The sequence below is a fragment of the uncultured Ruegeria sp. genome (genome assembly GCF_947500045.1).
Lineage (GTDB): Bacteria > Pseudomonadota > Alphaproteobacteria > Rhodobacterales > Rhodobacteraceae > Ruegeria.
The window spans coordinates 1-16,879 of the sequence record NZ_CANMQQ010000021.1; the positions used below are offsets into that span (position 1 = coordinate 1).

At 53.8% G+C, this 16,879-nt stretch carries 15 protein-coding genes; 9 read left to right on the top strand and 6 right to left on the bottom strand.

Translation table 11 applies throughout. The features are described from left to right. The first annotated feature begins 357 nt into the window (after nucleotides 1–357). The 4 genes from Q1B46_RS21620 to Q1B46_RS21635 all read left to right on the top strand — a co-directional run bounded on the left by Q1B46_RS21620 (nucleotide 358) and on the right by Q1B46_RS21635 (nucleotide 3,665). On the top strand, nucleotides 358–1,338 hold the full coding sequence (locus tag Q1B46_RS21620; protein WP_299951893.1) for a sterol desaturase family protein: 981 nt from the start codon (nucleotides 358–360) through the stop codon (nucleotides 1,336–1,338). After that, on the top strand, nucleotides 1,335–2,129 hold the full coding sequence (locus tag Q1B46_RS21625) for a 3-methyl-2-oxobutanoate hydroxymethyltransferase (protein WP_299951895.1): 795 nt from the start codon (nucleotides 1,335–1,337) through the stop codon (nucleotides 2,127–2,129). The genes Q1B46_RS21620 and Q1B46_RS21625 overlap by 4 nt, the downstream gene beginning before the upstream one ends. 196 nt (nucleotides 2,130–2,325) lie before the next feature. Continuing rightward, nucleotides 2,326–2,649, top strand: coding sequence for a 2Fe-2S iron-sulfur cluster-binding protein (locus Q1B46_RS21630; protein WP_299951897.1), 324 nt, complete (start codon nucleotides 2,326–2,328; stop codon nucleotides 2,647–2,649). Nucleotides 2,650–2,741: 92 nt separating this feature from the next. Then, nucleotides 2,742–3,665, top strand: coding sequence for a LysR family transcriptional regulator (locus Q1B46_RS21635; protein WP_299951899.1), 924 nt, complete (start codon nucleotides 2,742–2,744; stop codon nucleotides 3,663–3,665). 378 nt (nucleotides 3,666–4,043) lie between these two features. Here the strand turns inward: Q1B46_RS21635 and Q1B46_RS21640 are convergent, their stop codons facing one another. From Q1B46_RS21640 to Q1B46_RS21660, 5 genes are all read right to left on the bottom strand, one after another. After that, entirely contained in the window at nucleotides 4,044–4,736 is a 693-nt protein-coding gene (locus tag Q1B46_RS21640) for a hypothetical protein (protein ID WP_299951900.1), read from the bottom strand. 522 nt (nucleotides 4,737–5,258) lie between these two features. Next, nucleotides 5,259–6,038, bottom strand: a complete 780-nt coding sequence (locus Q1B46_RS21645) for an IclR family transcriptional regulator (RefSeq protein ID WP_299951902.1) — start codon at nucleotides 6,036–6,038, stop codon at nucleotides 5,259–5,261. Between the two features lie 11 nt (nucleotides 6,039–6,049). After that, nucleotides 6,050–7,408: a TRAP transporter large permease gene (locus tag Q1B46_RS21650; protein ID WP_299669811.1), complete on the bottom strand. Its 1,359-nt coding sequence runs from the start codon at nucleotides 7,406–7,408 to the stop codon at nucleotides 6,050–6,052. Next, nucleotides 7,408–8,073, bottom strand: a complete 666-nt coding sequence (locus Q1B46_RS21655) for a TRAP transporter small permease subunit (RefSeq protein WP_299669809.1) — start codon at nucleotides 8,071–8,073, stop codon at nucleotides 7,408–7,410. Before Q1B46_RS21655 ends, Q1B46_RS21650 begins: the two co-directional genes overlap by 1 nt. Before the next feature lie 66 nt (nucleotides 8,074–8,139). Further along, nucleotides 8,140–9,378, bottom strand: a complete 1,239-nt coding sequence (locus Q1B46_RS21660; protein WP_299951905.1) for a TRAP transporter substrate-binding protein — start codon at nucleotides 9,376–9,378, stop codon at nucleotides 8,140–8,142. Between the two features lie 108 nt (nucleotides 9,379–9,486). Between Q1B46_RS21660 and Q1B46_RS21665 the strand changes: the two genes are divergently transcribed. Beyond that, entirely contained in the window at nucleotides 9,487–11,082 is a 1,596-nt protein-coding gene (locus tag Q1B46_RS21665; RefSeq protein WP_299951907.1) for a GMC family oxidoreductase N-terminal domain-containing protein, read from the top strand. Here the strand turns inward: Q1B46_RS21665 and xylB are convergent. Then, the gene (gene xylB / locus Q1B46_RS21670) at nucleotides 11,079–12,515 is read right to left on the bottom strand and encodes a xylulokinase (RefSeq protein WP_299951909.1); all 1,437 of its coding nucleotides are present in this window, start codon (nucleotides 12,513–12,515) and stop codon (nucleotides 11,079–11,081) included. The two genes, Q1B46_RS21665 and xylB, sit on opposite strands and share 4 nt — an antisense overlap. A 119-nt stretch (nucleotides 12,516–12,634) precedes the next feature. Between xylB and Q1B46_RS21675 the strand changes: the two genes are divergently transcribed. The 4 genes from Q1B46_RS21675 (at nucleotide 12,635) to Q1B46_RS21690 (ending at nucleotide 16,875) form a co-directional block, all read left to right on the top strand. Next, complete coding sequence (locus Q1B46_RS21675) at nucleotides 12,635–13,660, top strand: LacI family DNA-binding transcriptional regulator (protein WP_299951911.1); 1,026 nt, start codon at nucleotides 12,635–12,637, stop codon at nucleotides 13,658–13,660. A gap of 95 nt (nucleotides 13,661–13,755) precedes the next feature. Beyond that, a complete protein-coding gene (locus Q1B46_RS21680) occupies nucleotides 13,756–15,057 on the top strand; it encodes a sugar ABC transporter substrate-binding protein (protein ID WP_299951913.1) in 1,302 nt (433 codons plus the stop codon). Between the two features lie 107 nt (nucleotides 15,058–15,164). Beyond that, nucleotides 15,165–16,031, top strand: coding sequence for a sugar ABC transporter permease (locus Q1B46_RS21685; protein WP_299951915.1), 867 nt, complete (start codon nucleotides 15,165–15,167; stop codon nucleotides 16,029–16,031). Between the two features lie 13 nt (nucleotides 16,032–16,044). Further along, entirely contained in the window at nucleotides 16,045–16,875 is an 831-nt protein-coding gene (locus Q1B46_RS21690; protein ID WP_299669795.1) for a carbohydrate ABC transporter permease, read from the top strand. Nucleotides 16,876–16,879 lie beyond the last annotated feature (4 nt).

Sequence of the window (16,879 nt, forward strand, 5' to 3'; positions counted from 1 at the left end):
TTCCAACTGACGGATATCGTGATCATGGGGATCGTGATGATCGGCGTCATCGGCTATGGCATCGACATCCTCATGCGTAAGGCCGAAAACTGGCTGGTCCCCTGGAAAGGACGCAGCTGATCCAGATCAGCAATCCCAGCCCAAAACACACAAAACAATCGGCCCCAAACTCAACCCAGGGGCCGGTTTTTTTTAGTAGCATGCCTGTTTCAATGCGCCAGGGCCGGGCATGTGGAACATGGCGCGGGCATCCAGCTTACTAAATCTGATTTACAGATGTTATTCGTCTATTAATTCTGTTTGTTGAGGGAATGGCAGTGTGCGACTGATGGGTACACAGAAGCCAAGGAGGAGCCAATGCCAGAAGAACGACTCAAAGGGTGGAACCATCTTCCTGACATTCCCCTGAAAGTGTCCCCCTTGTTCGTCTGGCCGATTAGGCCACTTGACGTACTCAAATGGGTCTGGAGCTCGTGGTTTCTGATAACCGAACGGCTGATCATCGTTGGCATCTCCATCGCCTGCTACCTGTGGCTTAAGCCGTCCCTGGAAGATACCGAAACATTCGAGTTTGGCTGGATCGCGCAAATCTATGTGCAAAACTTCCTGCTGACTTTGTTGATCGCGGGTTCGTTGCACCTGTGGTTTTATACCTATTCAGCCCAGGGCAAGGAACTGAAATACGACCCCCGCCCGTTGATGGTGAATGGCAGGCAATTCACCTTGGGTGGTCAGGTGCGCGATAACATGTTCTGGACCCTCGGCACAGGTGTGATCATCTGGACCGTCTATGAGGCATTTCTGTTTTGGGCGCTGGCGAACGGGTACATGAGTCTGATCACGTTTGAAGCGCATCCGATCTGGTTTGTGGCGATATTCTTCCTGATCCCGGTTTGGGAAAGCTTCTATTTCTATATCATCCACCGGGTGATCCACATCCCGTTCCTGTATAAACACGTGCATTACCTGCACCATCGCAACATCAATGTAGGCCCTTGGTCTGGCATGTCGCAGCACCCGATTGAGCAGATGATCTTTTTGGGATCGGTCTTTGTTCATCTGATCATCGGTGCGCATCCGCTGCACATCATCTTCCATCTGCAATATTACTTCCTGACTGCGATTACCACGCACACCGGTTTTCAGGGGCTTCTCGTCAATGACAAGAACCGCCTTGCCCTTGGTACATTCCATCACCAGATGCACCACCGGTATTTTGAATGTAACTATGGCAGCTTGGAGATCCCGTGGGACAAGTGGTTCGGTTCATTTCACGACGGAACTGTCGAAGCGAACGAAAAGATGCAGGAACGTCGCAAGAGGATCATGGGCAAATGAATAAGGCATTGACTATCCTGGATCTCCAGGCCCTCAAAGGTGGACGCAAGATCACATTCGTTCAGGTCGCGCGCGAAGAAGAGGCGATCGCCGCCTCTCAGGCCGGGGTCGACATGATTGGTACAGCCTTTGTGCCCGAGCGGGCTGGTTTTGCCCGAGCGGTTCCCGAAACGCATTTTCAGTACGGTCTTCCTTGGGGGACTCACGCTGATGCAACCGAGGCCCTGCGCGCGGCGATGGCGGCGATGCAGGCTGGTGCACAGTCCATCTATTGTGGCCTCAGCCCGCACGTGATCGAAGTGCTTGCCCGAGAAGGTGTGCCCGTGATCTGCCATGTCGGGCTTGTCCCGCCCAAGGCCACCTGGACGGGTGGTTTCAGGGCCGTGGGCAAATCCAAGGCGCAGGCGGTCACGGTGTTGCAACAGGTCCGGGACTTTGAGAACGCGGGCGCCTATGCGGTCGAAATGGAAGTGATCCCCGCGCCGCTGGCTACCGCGATTACACAGCGGACTTCGATGTTGACGATTTCGCTGGGATCAGGTGGCGATTGTGATGTTCAGTATCTGTTTTCTGCCGATCTTCTGGGTGAAAACCGTGGGCATTTCCCGCGCCATGCCAAAGCATATCGCAACTTCGCCGCGGAGCGAGATCGCCTTCAAGCGGAACGTGTTGCAGCCTATCAAGAGTACATTGCCGACGTACAAAACGGTGGGTTTCCTGCAAAGGCCAATATAGTCGAGATGGACGAAGCCATTTTGCACGATGCCTTGAGCACAGCAGACAAAGGCTGATGTGGGCTCCACTACGCGCAGTCTGCGGGGCGTGGTGACGCGCTATGCCGCTGGTTTGGCGCAATCGACGCCTTAGCTGCGTCGAAAACAGGCAGGATCGCCATACAAATGATCGGACGTCACACGCGCTGAATCCGAATGATGGCGGCGATCCTGTGGGAAATCTGAAAATACGGATGAATTAGGATAAACCTGCATGGTGAAAATTGTTTTTGTGGACAGCGACGGCAACGACACTGCCGTCAGCATAAAGGCGGGGCGCTCGGTGATGGAAGCTGCGCGTGACAACAACATAGATGGGATTGATGCAGAATGCGGAGGTGCCTGTGCCTGCGCAACCTGTCACGTCTATGTTCATCCAGATTGGGTGGGAAAGGTACCCTCGGTCGAACAGACCGAGCAAGATATGCTGGAGTTCGCGCTTGATCCGAACCCTGAACTTTCACGGCTTACATGCCAGATCAAAGTGACAGAAGATCTTGATGGTTTGACTGTGACTCTTCCCGAGACGCAGATGTAACAGGCCCCTAGGGCGAAAGATTGACAGGTGATGAGTAAGGCGACACATTCGATCGAAATGATCGACCGCTGCGGCAAAAACACAGGCATATCATGACGATTTCGCTCAAGTCGATGCGGTACTTCAACACCGCGTTGGCCCATGGCAGCATCGCCCAGGCGGCGGACGAACTGAATATTGCCGCGTCTGCGGTTTCGGCCGCGATAGATCAGGTTGAGGCCCATTTTCAGCTCAAACTGGTCAATCGGTTCCGATCAAGGGGCATTTTCGCCACGGCATCCGGCAAGGTGATCGAACGCAAGTTCGCCTGCCTGCTGGACGATTTCGAGGCCCTGCTAGCCGAAGGCGCAGAGCTTAAGCAGGCCTATCGAGGTGAGCTGAAGATCGGATATTATGCACCGATTGCACCCGCATTCTTACCTGATGTTTTGATTTCTCTGACCGGTCCAGAGTTCGACGTAATGTTCAGCCTTGAGGAATGCGACAATGTTCAGGCCCAAGAAGGTCTCTTGGCCGGTGAATACGACGCTATTTTATTTGTGTCAGATGGCGCGTTGCCTCAGGTCGATTATGATATGCTGATCGAAGCGCCGGCCTATTGCCTGATGCCTGAAAATCACGCGCTGGCTCGGCAAAGCGCGGTAACACTACAGGATCTGGCCGAGCAGAACCTGGTGGTTTTAAATCGCCCCGTTGCCAGCGACTACTACAAAAAATTGTTCGAGCACGCCGGTCAAACACCAAAACGCATCGCTTATGCCAATTCCACCGAGATGGTGCGTTCGATGGTCGGCGTTGGCCACGGAGTTGCGGTGCTGAACATGTTTCCAGCGACTGACATCAGCTATTCTGGCCACCGCCTGTGCGCGCGACCCATTGCCGATGTATTGCCGTCTCTGACGTTGTCGTTGGGATATGACAAAACCAATCCACGGCGTATCGTCAGCCGTCTGGCAAATGAACTACGCACCTATTTCGAAAGCGAGGCAGGGCAGGCACATGTCATGCCACACTAGGTTCGCTGTCTCGGCACAGCCTTCTACCAATCGGCGATTACAGCTTGTTGCCGTTGGTCGTTCACAGAACGCGCGTCATTCGTTGACATTGATGCCACATCCGCTTTGCATGGGCACCCGTCCGTTAACTAGAGCATAAGCGATGCATGGCGTCGCGGTGATTTGGCGATTGTGTTGTTTGCTATGTTGATCCGATCAAAGACACTGATATCTGCTTGAAACGCAGGCTTCAGATATCCACGACCTCTCAGGTCCGGGTGGTTCGCGAAGACAGAAGCAAGCTTGGCGACGGTTGACGACATTCCTTATTTGGACAGATGTTGAGCAATTGGATCGGTCATGAGGCTTCGAGGAAACAGAATAGTATGGCTACTTAACCTACTGAGACAAAACAGCCTTCTTGATCACGTAGTCAGCATCCTCCGCCTGATCAATGCGTTCAAGTAATACATAGTCCTTAAGATGGCACTCTAGAACATCATTGGAAAGGCAGCCTTCAATTGCTGCGTTGGCTTGCTCTTCTGAGAGATCAGCAGATCTCCACGAGTCATCTCTGAGGAAAACGATGGAGTGACGCTCGAGACTGGGAAGGCGCGCGCGAAAGGTTGCGGCAATCTCGCTTTGCATGAAACCGGTTAGGCGCAGCATTGACGTCTCGGAATGCTCAAAAGCTACACCATCTCGATTTTTGTGATTGTGCCAATGACAAAGGGGCATGAGATAGCTATCTGCGCCAATCTCAACCTGACCGTCTTCGTTGGGCGTCATGTGCCCGCCAACCCCGAATTCAGGATGGGTATTTCCCGGAGGCGCATCGTTAGTCACATAACAAGGTGCGTTGATGCCACGAGATTGGAGTAGCTCTTTCCAATGTTGGCCGTTGATCCTGGGGTCATCAGAGCTTCCATCAACATTATAAAGAACACCCTCGTAGTTGACGCGGAATGCGCCCGTAGACTTGATCCCAACATGATTCCAACGCTCGACGAATTCCGAGACAAGTTTCTTTTGCTCTGAATGAGGCATGGCAATATCGTCCGTTCTTATTAGTGAAGCAATAATCGCTATCATCGGCGAAGCTATGCAGCGTTGACAAGTGCAGCTCTGCCTTCGTCAATGAGGTCTCTTGTTCTTTTGAGCCTGTTGGAGAATGCGCTTATGCCATCTGAACCTCTGAAGGCAGATTTTCTAGACCCCCCCGGACCAATAACCCTTTCATTCAAAACTCAGGAGGGAATGGCTATTGATCCGCCGTTCAGCGAAGATGTGATCCCCGCTATCTACTAAGTATACCTTTTGTGTCGTTAATCGGTGGCATACCAGCCGTTCAATATCCACTGGACACCGCCGAATGCCGGAAAGTCTCGGAAGCTGTTATTCATCGATATTTTTCGCTCGAGATAGCAGCCAAGCTGAGGTCGGGACATACATACCGTCCTCTGTTTGTTTACAAACGCGAATGCCGCACTAGTGGAGCAAACTTTCCTGTTGCTCGGCGCCACTCAAAAACGTCGCCTTGTCCATTTGGCGACGATTCAAAACTACTTGGTTCAGTCAGTCGCGATCAGCTTAGTGATGAAATTTGAATGCAGATTAGGACAATAGCAGCTTTGATAACCTACTTGCCCCGACCCTCAGGACCGGCAAGAAAGCAAGCAACCCGGTCAAATCGTGTCTTTGCGTTGGCGCATGGACCGAGAGGGTCGCGACCAATCTGCTCTGATCATCAACAACCGGGACCGCAACCGCCGCCATCCCGGCCATGAATTCTTCATTGTCCTTTGAATACCCTTCGCGGGAAATTCGTTTGATTTCGTCACGCAACGCGGTGTGGTCGATCAAAGTCTGCTCGGTATGTGCGTGCAGCTTACGAGCGGAGAGGTATCCATTCAATTTGTTTGGTCGCAGTGTAGACAAGTACATCTTTCCGCTGGCAGTGCAATGAAACGGCACCTGCGTTCCGATGGGCAATTGGATGCGCAGCGGCCATTTGGTTTCAACCCGGTCGAGATAGATCATCCCCTCGCGGTCTGGCACGGCCAGATTGCAGGTTTCACCAATTTCATCCGCAACGTCGCGCAAAATCGCAAGGCGGGCCGTGCGTAGATGCTCGGATGACATCGTATACACTGATAACCGACGCAGTCGCGGACCGGGGCCAAATGACCTGCCATCTAAGTCTCGCTGCAAAAACCCCTCAGCCTCGGCCGTCTGCAGCAGACGGTGGATCGTGGGTTTTGCAAGACCCAGAGTGTCGATCAGGTCGGACGGTTTAACAGCAACTCCGCGCCGTGCGACCTCTTCCAAAATCAGCAGCAGGCGCAGGTTAGTCGGTATTTGGGCGTCTTTGTTTTGTGCATCCGTTTGAGCCATTCCGGTACAGTCTAGTTATTTGGCAGCAGGATCAAGGCCAGATCAGGTACCAAAGACACTAAAATCCACACCGACAGCAGCGCGGCCAGATACGGCACTGTATAGCGCAGCAATCTGAAATACGGCACACCGGTAACACCAGATGCAACATATAGATTCAAACCGTAGGGCGGCGTGATAAAGCCAATTGAAGCCCCGACAAGGAAGATCACCGAAAAATGGATTGGATCGACGCCAACCGATGCAGCGATAGGGGCGAGAATTGGCGCAAGGATAATCGTCACCGGCAGGCTTTCCAGTACCATGCCCGAGAAGAAGACGATCACCATGGATGTAAACAACACCGCATAATATCCGCCCATCGAGGTCACGAAGTCGCCAATTGTCTGCTGGGCGCCCAGCAAAGACAGGATTTGCTGCATCACGACCGAAATCGCGATCAGAGGCGCAAGGATCCCTGTGATCTGAGCTGACCGGATCACGATCGAGGGTATTTCGGGGATTGTGAACCCCTCGACCACAAACATCTCGGCGAAACTTTTTTCCGTCGGCGGGATGTCATTCCGAGCGCCCATAATACGGTTGATCGGATAACTGACTAGTCCGGCGATCACACAGAATCCAACCGTTACGCCCGCCGCTTCGGTGGGAGAGAACTTGCCCGTGTAGATGCCCCAAAGAACCAGACCGATGGCAAAAAATCCCAACCACGCTCCAAACGCGGTCTTTAGAATCCGATTTAGTTGTAAAGGGATCAGATAGCCCCAGCCATTCGCCCTGCAGATAATCCAGCAGGCGAACTGCATGCCGATGACCATCAACGCGCCCGGAAGAATACCAGCGACGAACAGCTCGGAAATTGGAAGATTCATTAGAAAGCCGTAGACAATGAATATGATCGATGGCGGGATGATGATGCCAACTGTACCGCCTGCCGCGGCAGTTGCTGCGCTGAAACGCTCATCATAGCCGCCCTTGACCATTTCAGGGTGCAACATCGACCCAATGGTCGCGGTTGTTGCCGAATTTGATCCCGAGATTGCTGCAAACAATCCACAGGCCCCCAGCGATGCCATTGCCAGGCCACCGCGTATCCAGCCCAAACAGGCATAGGCGAAATCGCTGAGCCGCCGCGCGATACCCGATTTATTGATCAGGTCTCCGGTGAGAATGAACAATGGCATTGCAAGCAAGGCGAAACCCTTGTTGAACACATTCAGCAGTTCCGCGCCCATATTGTCGAGCGTTAGGCCCAAAACGAAAGAGCAGCCGATGACCCAGTATCCGATGACCAGCAGCACCGGCACGCCCAGCATGAACAAGAACGTCACACCCAGCGAAATTAATGTAACCAAAGTTCCGTCTGTCATCAGTCTGCTCCTATAACGGCCTGTTTGATCAGCGGTTCTCCGGTCTTCCAGTTATGCATGTCGTCCGCAAGATTCTGGAACACGCGCCCAACCATCAGAAAGAACGACAATGGCGCGGCCAGTAGGAACCACCATTGCATGATGTTGTCCGTACCAAGCACGATCTGAAAATTGGACGCAGACAAGGCAACCAACCGCGAGGTTGTAACGATTACGATGACGGCAAAGATGAACCACAGCACCGCGTCAAGCCAAAGACAGGCAAGCTGCCCACCGCGTGGCATTGAAGTGCGGAATTCACTGAAACTCAGATGCGTCCGAAGCCGCACGTTGTATGACGCTCCGAACCAAGCCATCACCATGAACAAAAGCGGAGGAATGGTGGTCGACCAGGGTTCTTGATCATTGAAAACAAATCGGTCGATCACCCCCCAGAAAATAATCAACGCGATGGCCAGATAAGAATAAACCATGACCGAGCGCTCAAAGTGCCGCTCGATGATTGGTACTTTGCGATAAATCAACATGACAAGAAAACCGCCCAGTGCGGCAACAACCGTACCAACAAACCAAGTGGCATCGGATTCCAGTGCGGATTGAATCTCAAAGGAATCCCGGCTGAGAAATGCGCTGAAAATTGCGCCGATATCTGCCCAAAACGACATGAACCCCGTCCTCCCAGTCGGTGTGTATGGGAACCGGCCCGTGTGGGGCCGGTTCGAATATTTGGATCAGGCCTCGCCCTTCCACCAGCGGCGGGGTTCGACGTTTTCGGGCAGGGTATCCGCAGGAATCTCACGCGCAATGTCGTAGATCTCCTGATAAGTGTCGATGCCACCAGCCCATTTGTTCAGTCGTTCACGCCACTGTGCCCATGGCTCGGGGTTGTAATTCGGGGCGCACATTTCTTCGGCCAGTTTGATCTGGTCGTCCGCCAGGAATGCGGCGCGAACACCGTTTTCGGCAAAGATGGTATTTGGCAGCTGCGGCTCCGAGAAACCAACTGTGTTTAGCAACGCGGCCTCGTTGGCACCTTGAATAAGCGCCTGCGTGAAATAGGACGATTCCATAACTGCGTCCTGCAAGTCGCCGCTCAGACTGTCGAAAACTTTGGCCGACATCGACGTATGTTCGGTACCACAGAAGAATTTGAGGTTCACTGACTGTGAAACCACTGGGGCCATGTTGGCGTATGCCACAGCTGACGCCCAAGTTTCGGCACCGTCAATCAGTCCTGTCTTTAGTGCGTCCAGTGTCTCTTCCCAGGCAACCGGAACCGGGTTCAGGTTAAGAAGCTGCATTGCGATACGGCCAAGCTGTGTCCCCGTTACGCGGTTTTTGGTGCCGAACAGCTCTTCCAGTTTAGTGACAGTCGGCTTATCCGAGAAGGTCGAACCCATCTGCAGGCCGCGCAGTTCGCAATGGGTGAACAAGAATTTCAGTCCATGCCGTTTCTCCAGCGGTTCTCGTAGGATGCGCTGGCTCGCGGGGCTATAGAAGAAGTGATACTGCGCCGCGCGGCTGGGGAACATATACGCATAGTCCAGCACGTTCAGATAGGGCGCGCCACCCGCCGAATTTTGGGTCGAGGCCGCATAAATGTCGACGATTCCCTGTTGAGTCTTCTCAACACAGCTTAGTTGTCCGCAGATCTGGTTGTCGCCGATGAATTCGATGCGAATCTCACCATCTGTGCGTTCTTCAAGGTCGCGGGCGAATTCAATCGCACCCGCTCGTTCGATCAACAAGTTGCGCGTGTTAAAGCCCGATGCGCCAAATTTCAGCGTGTGCTTTGGTTCCTTCGAGAATCGTTTTTCATACGTAGATTCTGCGGCTTGTGCCAGATTGGCCAGGCTCATCGCCCCACCAAATCCACCCGCTGCCAGCAGCGTCGAGCTCATGCCGTAGCGCCCTGCTACGCGGAAAAAATCCCGCCGTGAAATACCGTTTAGTTTCTTTCCGATCTCCATTGCTTATCTCCCTGTTCGCAAAAATGAGACGTTTTGTATCAAAAAATGCTAGTATAGTTCGATCAACTTGCATAGAGTTTTTTTCAACAACGTTGGTAGGAGGCTATTATGGAGGTAGATTATGCAGTTGTCGGAGCTGGGTCTTCGGGCTGCGTCATTGCCAATCGCCTGAGCGCTGATTCCAACACCAAGGTTGCTCTGCTGGAAGCCGGAGGGCGCGACACTAATCCGTGGATTCACATTCCGGTCGGGTATTTCAAGACGATGCACAATCCATCGGTGGACTGGTGTTATCGTACTGAGCCCGACCCTGGTTTGAACGGACGTTCAATCGACTGGCCCCGCGGAAAGGTTCTTGGCGGATCATCGTCATTGAACGGTCTTCTATACGTGCGCGGTCAGAAAGAGGACTATGATCGCTGGCGGCAAATGGGAAATGTCGGCTGGGGCTGGGATGATGTTTTGCCCCTCTTCAAACGCAGCGAGGATCAGGAGCGGGGCGAGGACGAATTTCATGGTGTTGGCGGACCGCTCTCTGTCTCCAACATGCGTATTCAGCGTCCGATTTGTGACGCCTGGGTTTCAGCGGCACAAGCTGCCGGATATCCTTTCAATCCCGACTACAACGGGGCCGATCAAGAAGGCATTGGATATTTCCAGCTAACAACACGCAACGGACGGCGGTGTAGCGCTGCGGTTGCCTATCTCAAACCAATTCGCGACCGGCAAAACCTGAACATCATCACCAACGCGCTGGTAACACGGATCGAATTCGACGGAAAAAAAGCAATCGGGCTTTTGTATCGTGATCGATCCGGTGACGTGAAATCCCTCAAAGTACGGCGCGAGATTATCCTGTCTGGGGGGGCCATTAACTCCCCTCAGATCCTTATGCTATCCGGTATTGGCGATCCGGATCATTTAAAAGCGAATGGAATCGAACCCGTTCATGCCCTGCCGGGTGTTGGAAAAGGATTGCAGGATCATCTACAGGCACGTCTTGTATTCAAATGCAACGAGCCGACCCTGAATGATGAGGTGCGAAGCTTGTACAATCAGGCTCGTATCGCGCTTAAGTACGCGCTTTTCCGAGCGGGCCCGATGACTATGGCGGCTAGCTTGGCGACCGGGTTCTTGAAAACCCGGCCAGAGGTTCAGACACCCGACATTCAATTCCATGTTCAACCCTGGTCTGCGGATAGCCCGGGGGAGGGCGTTCATCCGTTTTCCGCCTTCACCATGTCCGTCTGTCAGCTTAGACCTGAAAGCCGGGGAGAATTGCGTCTGAACGGTCCGGATCCAAACAAGTATGTTAAGATCATCCCAAATTACCTGTCGACTGAAACGGATTGCAGAACCATCGTCAGCGGCGTGAATATCGCACGCGACATTGCGCGGCATAATCCTTTGGCCTCCAAGATTTCAGAAGAGTTTCGACCACCATCGAACCTTTCCCGTGACGACTACGAGGGCACTTTGAACTGGGCGAGATCCAATACCGTCTCAATCTATCACCCGACAGGAACTTGCGCGATGGGTGTCTCTGATAGCGCAGTCGTTGATCCAACCTTACGGGTAAGAGGTGTCACGAACCTTCGAGTTGCTGATTGTTCGATCATGCCTGAAATTGTCAGCGGCAATACCAACGCCCCAGCCATAATGATTGGGGAAAAGGCCAGCGATTTGCTTGCAACTGATGCCTAAGGCACTGTTCTAACTGCGGTGTATAGCTTGCGAAATCTATCAAGCCTTTCGGATAAAGCACCCGTGGGCGTGGGGCCAAACCTGTCAGTTACCTCAGGTTGGGCACTAAGGTCGCCGATGCTCAGAGCACAATCACCGCAGGCTGCCAAACGCGCGGCACCAAATGCGGGGCCAGCATCCGCCCCATCCGACCGCGAGATGGATTTGCCGATCACCGATGCGATCAATCCCAGCAGCAGATCGGACCGGCTGCCGCCACCAATTGCTGACAGCTCGGTCACTTCATGAACGGCGGACCCAAAACTGTCAGCTGCGTCCGCGAAACAAAATGCGATGGCTTCAACAACTGAACGGCAGATTTCGGCGCGCGTGGTTGCATCTTCAAGGCCAAAAAAACATGCCCGGATATGCGGATCCCCGAGGGGGCTGCGTTCGCCTGTCAGATAGGGCAAAAAAGTCGGCACGCGATCACCGCTGACCGTTTCGGCAAGCGCAACAACTTCGGCAGCGGACAACTCCAGTTGGCCGCCAATCCATGAAATCGGCCTTGCGCCGTTCAGCATCGCCGCCATTTGATACCAGCGCCCAGGTAGCGTGTGAGCATACGCATGTACGTAGCGCTCCGGATTGGGCCTGTACTTCCGATCCGCGGCGAACAATTGTCCAGATGTCCCCAGTGAGATAAAACCGCGCCCCGGTTCGGTCGCGCCCAGAGACACAGCACCTGTTGCCGCATCTCCTCCTCCTGCCACAACGGGAACACCGAGTTTTAGCCCAGTTTCAGCCGAAGCTTGTGTTGTTACCGTCCCAACAACATTGTGGCCGTCAAAAACCTGCGGCAGCCAATCGGGCGAAACAGCTGTGGCCTCGGCAATTCCGACATGCCAGTTGCGTGTAGTCTGATCGAGCCACATTGTCCCCGCGGCATCTGACGTGTCGGTTGCCAATTCACCATGCAGGCATAAGCCGATGTAATCCTTAGGCAACAGAATATGGGCGATTTGGGCATAGGATTCCGGCTCATGACGTTTCAGCCACGCAATCTTGGGCGCGGTAAAGCCCGGCAATGGGAGAACGCCCGCGATTTGACCAATCCTCGGCTGGGTCGCGCGCAGCTCATCGCACTCCTGCGCCGCTCTGCTGTCATTCCACAGGATTGCCGGACGAATCGGGCGCAGAGAACGGTCCAGCAAGACCGCCCCATGCATTTGGCCGGACAACCCAATGGCCTTCACATCCGCTAGCGCGATTTTTCCTGAAAGCTGTTCCAATGCCTCGCGCGTGGCCCGCCACCAAAGATCCGGGTGCTGCTCTGACCAGCCGGGCTGCTGCGAAGATGTCTTTATCCCTGTCGAGGACGTCGCGAGGATTCGATCAGTATCTGCACAAACAAGCTTGACCGCTGACGTTCCGATATCGATCCCGAGATACATTCAAAACCCCTACCTGCCCAAAAGCCTGGAATTTGTCTGGCTATTGATTTTTAGCGCGCGCAAAGAATATGTAAAGATATGATAAGATCAAAGCGGCTAAGATCCGCAGGCAGACTGGCATGACCAAAATTAAGAACATGGAAGAGTTCGCGGCCCTCAGCGGCATCTCGCGACCCACGGTATCCAAATACTTCCACGATCCCGACAGCGTTCGTCCAACGACAAGGGCCCGCATCGAAGAGGCGCTCGAACGGTTTGACTATCGTCCGAATATTTATGCAGTGAACCAGAACCGGAAGCTGACCAAGAATATCGGGATCGTCGTACCGTATCTGGCTGATCCGTTCTTTGCCGAAATCGCACGCTATTTGGAACAAAGCTGTATCGCGGCGGGCTATCGACCATCGCTCTTTAGCTCGCACGGCGAACAAAATCTGGAAAACGAAATACTGGACGGATTGCAATCCATGAAGCCCGCCGGTGTTCTGTTGGCACCTTTGGGACGGATTTCAGACCGATCAGCGATCGAGAAATTCTGTGCCAACGTGCCGACCATTCTGTTTGACAGCAACCTTGAAGGTCTGGGTGCCGCGTTTGTCGGATCGGATAATTTCAGCTTTGTTTCACAAACAGTCGAATACATGACCCGGACGGGTGAACCACCATCTTTCTTTGAAATGCGTACCCCCGCGAACCCGAACGCCAACAAGCGAAGGAAGGCTTATGTTGAAGTGATGGAGCGTCTTGGCTTCGAGCCACATGTCATCAAGATCGACGGCAAAGGATGGGCGTTTGAAGAGATCGGGCACAGGGGAGCGCTGAAAGTTCTGGAACAGCGTGAATTGAGGACGAATTCTGTTTTGTGCAGCAATGACCGGCTTGCCATTGGCTTTCTTGCAGCCTGTTACGAGCAGGGGATTCGGGTCGGTCGGAAAGAAGATTGCATGCTGCGGGTGGCCTCAAATGACGATCATCCGTTCGCGAAATTTACGTGCCCGTCTCTGACGACGGCCGCGCATGACTATGACAACGTGGCCGGTCGGAGCGTCGAGGCACTGTTTGAACTCATTGAAAATGGAGGGAAACTCGACTCACGAACCGAGACGCTTTTCCCTGCGCGGCTCGTCTTGAGGGATTCTGCATAGTTCTTAAATTTTAACGCGCGTAAAGTTTTAGTTGACGGCGCGACAATTTATATTCTACGTTCTCTGCACAACATCCAAGCTCAGGGAGGACAGGGATGTATCTGAAACACGCACTTCGTGCGGCGACTGCATTGACTTTCGTTGCAACGGCAGCTGCTCATGCTCAAACGATCACGATCGCCACCGTAAACAACGGCGACATGATCCGGATGCAGGGCTATACCGACAATTTCACTGAAGCGACCGGGATCGAGGTCGAATGGGTTACACTGGAAGAAAACGTGCTGCGTCAGCGCGTAACCACGGACATCACCACCAAAGGAGGTCAGTTCGACATCATGACCATCGGCATGTACGAAACGCCGATCTGGGGTGCGAACGGTTGGTTGGTTCCTTTGGATGGCCTGTCGGACGAATACGACGTAGGTGACATCCTGCCCGCAATGTCAGGCGGCCTGAGCCATGAGGGAACGCTGTACGCGGCTCCGTTCTACGGTGAAAGCTCGATGATCATGTATCGCACCGACCTGATGGAAAAAGCGGGCATGGAAATGCCGGACGCTCCGACTTGGGAGTTCATCCGCGAAGCTGCAGCTGCGATGACTGATCGCGATGCTGACATCAACGGCATCTGCCTACGCGGTAAGGCCGGATGGGGCGAGGGTGGTGCTTTCATCACAGCGATGTCCAACTCCTTTGGTGCGCGCTGGTTTGATGAAGACTGGAAGCCACAGTTCGACCAGCCTGAGTGGGCTGACACGCTGAACTTCTACGTGGGCATGATGAACGAGTCCGGCCCCGCAGGATACGCTACCAATGGCTTCAACGAGAACCTTTCGTTGTTCCAACAGGGCAAATGCGGCATGTGGATCGACGCAACAGTTGCGGCATCTTTCGTGACCAACCCGACCGACTCGACGGTTGCGGATAGCGTCGGTTTTGCACTTGCTCCAGATACCGGGCTCGGCAAGCGTTCGAATTGGCTCTGGGCGTGGGCTCTGGCAATTCCGGCTGGTACGGAACAGGCAGACTCGGCCAAACAGTTCATCGAGTGGGCTACATCCAAAGACTATATCGATCTGGTAGCTGAAAACGAAGGCTGGGCCAATGTGCCACCGGGTGCGCGCACCTCATTGTACGAGAATCCGAATTATCAGGAGGTTCCGTTCGCCAAGATGACGTTGGAATCTATCCTGTCGGCTGATCCGAACAATCCGACTGTAAAGCCAGTGCCTTACGTTGGTATTCAGTTTGCAGCGATCCCGGAATTCGCAGGTATCGCAACGCAGGTGAGCCAGGAGTTCTCGGCAGTATATGCCGGGCAGCAGACAGTAGAAGAAGCTCTTGCCAAAGCGCAAGCCTTCACTGCAGAAGAAATGGAAGCCGCAGGCTACTAAGGCCTCCTTCCCGGCGGGCGGGCAGAGGTCTGTCCCCCGCTTCACCCTTCCACAATCCGCGTTTTTCTCGCAGGCTGAGCTACGCCTGAACAGAGAGGTCTTGCGTTATGGCTACCCAACATTCCCGATCCGTAGCACGCCTGATGATGGCACCCGCTGTGGTCCTGCTACTTGGCTGGATGCTCGTGCCACTGACAATGACACTTTACTTTTCCTTCAAGAAGTACCTGCCGCTGCGCGGCGGTGATCTTGGCTGGGTCGGCTTTGACAACTACGTCCGGTTCGTATCCTCAAGCTCGTTCTGGCCTGCGGTTCAGGCAACGCTTGTAATTGTAGGCGGTGTTCTGGCGATCACGGTTGTTCTGGGTATCCTTCTTGCGATGCTTCTGGATCAGCCAATGTGGGGACAGGGCGTTGTCCGTATATTGGTTATCGCGCCATTCTTTGTCATGCCGACCGTTTCCGCACTGGTCTGGAAGAACATGTTCATGGACCCCATAAACGGCTTGCTGGCGCATCTGTGGCGCTTTTTCGGAGCCGAGCCTGTTTCGTGGCTGTCTGAGGCCTCAATGACGTCGATCGTGATGATCGTTTCCTGGCAGTGGCTGCCCTTTGCGACACTGATCCTGCTGACCGCGATCCAATCGCTGGACAGTGAACAACTGGAAGCTGCCGAAATGGATGGCGCTCCACCACTGAAACGCTTTTACCATATCATCCTGCCGCATCTGGGCCGCGCCATCACAATCGTGATCCTGATTCAAACGATCTTTCTGCTGTCGATTTTCGCTGAGATTTTCGTCACCACCGGCGGCGCATTCGGTACCCGCACGCTGACCTACCTGATCTTCCAGCGCGTACTGGAAGGCCAGAATGTAGGCCTTGGATCAGCAGGCGGTGTCTACGCCATCATCCTTGCCAATATCGTTGCGATCTTCCTGATGCGCATCGTTGGTAAAAACCTGGACGCGTGAGGAGAAAACAATCATGAGCCGCACCGTCACGACACAACGCAAATCGTTTAACACCGCTATTGCCTGGGTTATTGGTCTGCTGATCTTTTTCCCGATCTTGTGGACAATCTTGACCAGCTTCAAAACCGAAGCACAGGCGATTGCCAGCCCACCGTTGTTCCTGAATTTCGACTGGACGCTAGAGAATTATGCCGTCGTGCAGGAGCGCTCTGACTATATGCGGTTTCTGTGGAACTCGGTCATCTTGGCCGGGGGATCGACCATACTGGGCGTGATCATCGCGGTACCCGCAGCATGGGCGATGGCCTTCGTTCCGTCGAAACGCACCAAAGATATCCTTCTGTGGATGCTGTCGACCAAAATGCTGCCGGCAGTGGGTGTGCTGTATCCGATCTACCTGTTGTTCATCCGATTAGGGCTATTGGACAGCCGTGCGGGTCTTGTGGTTGTGCTGATGTTGATCAACCTGCCGATCATTGTCTGGATGCTGTATACATACTTCCGCGAAATCCCCGGCGAAATCCTGGAAGCGGCTCGGATGGATGGGGCGACGTTGAAAGAGGAAATCCTCTACGTCCTGACGCCTATGGCCATCCCTGGCATCGCGTCGACCGTTCTGTTGAACTTTATCCTGGCCTGGAACGAAGCGTTCTGGACCCTCAATCTGACAGCCGTCAACGCAGCGCCACTGACTGCCTTCATCGCCAGTTATTCCAGCCCTGAAGGCCTGTTCTTTGCCAAACTCAGTGCGGCCTCGACCATGGCGATTGCACCAATTCTGATCCTTGGCTGGTTCAGCCAGAAACAACTTGTCCGCGGCCTCACTTTCGGCGCTGTGAAATAAGGAA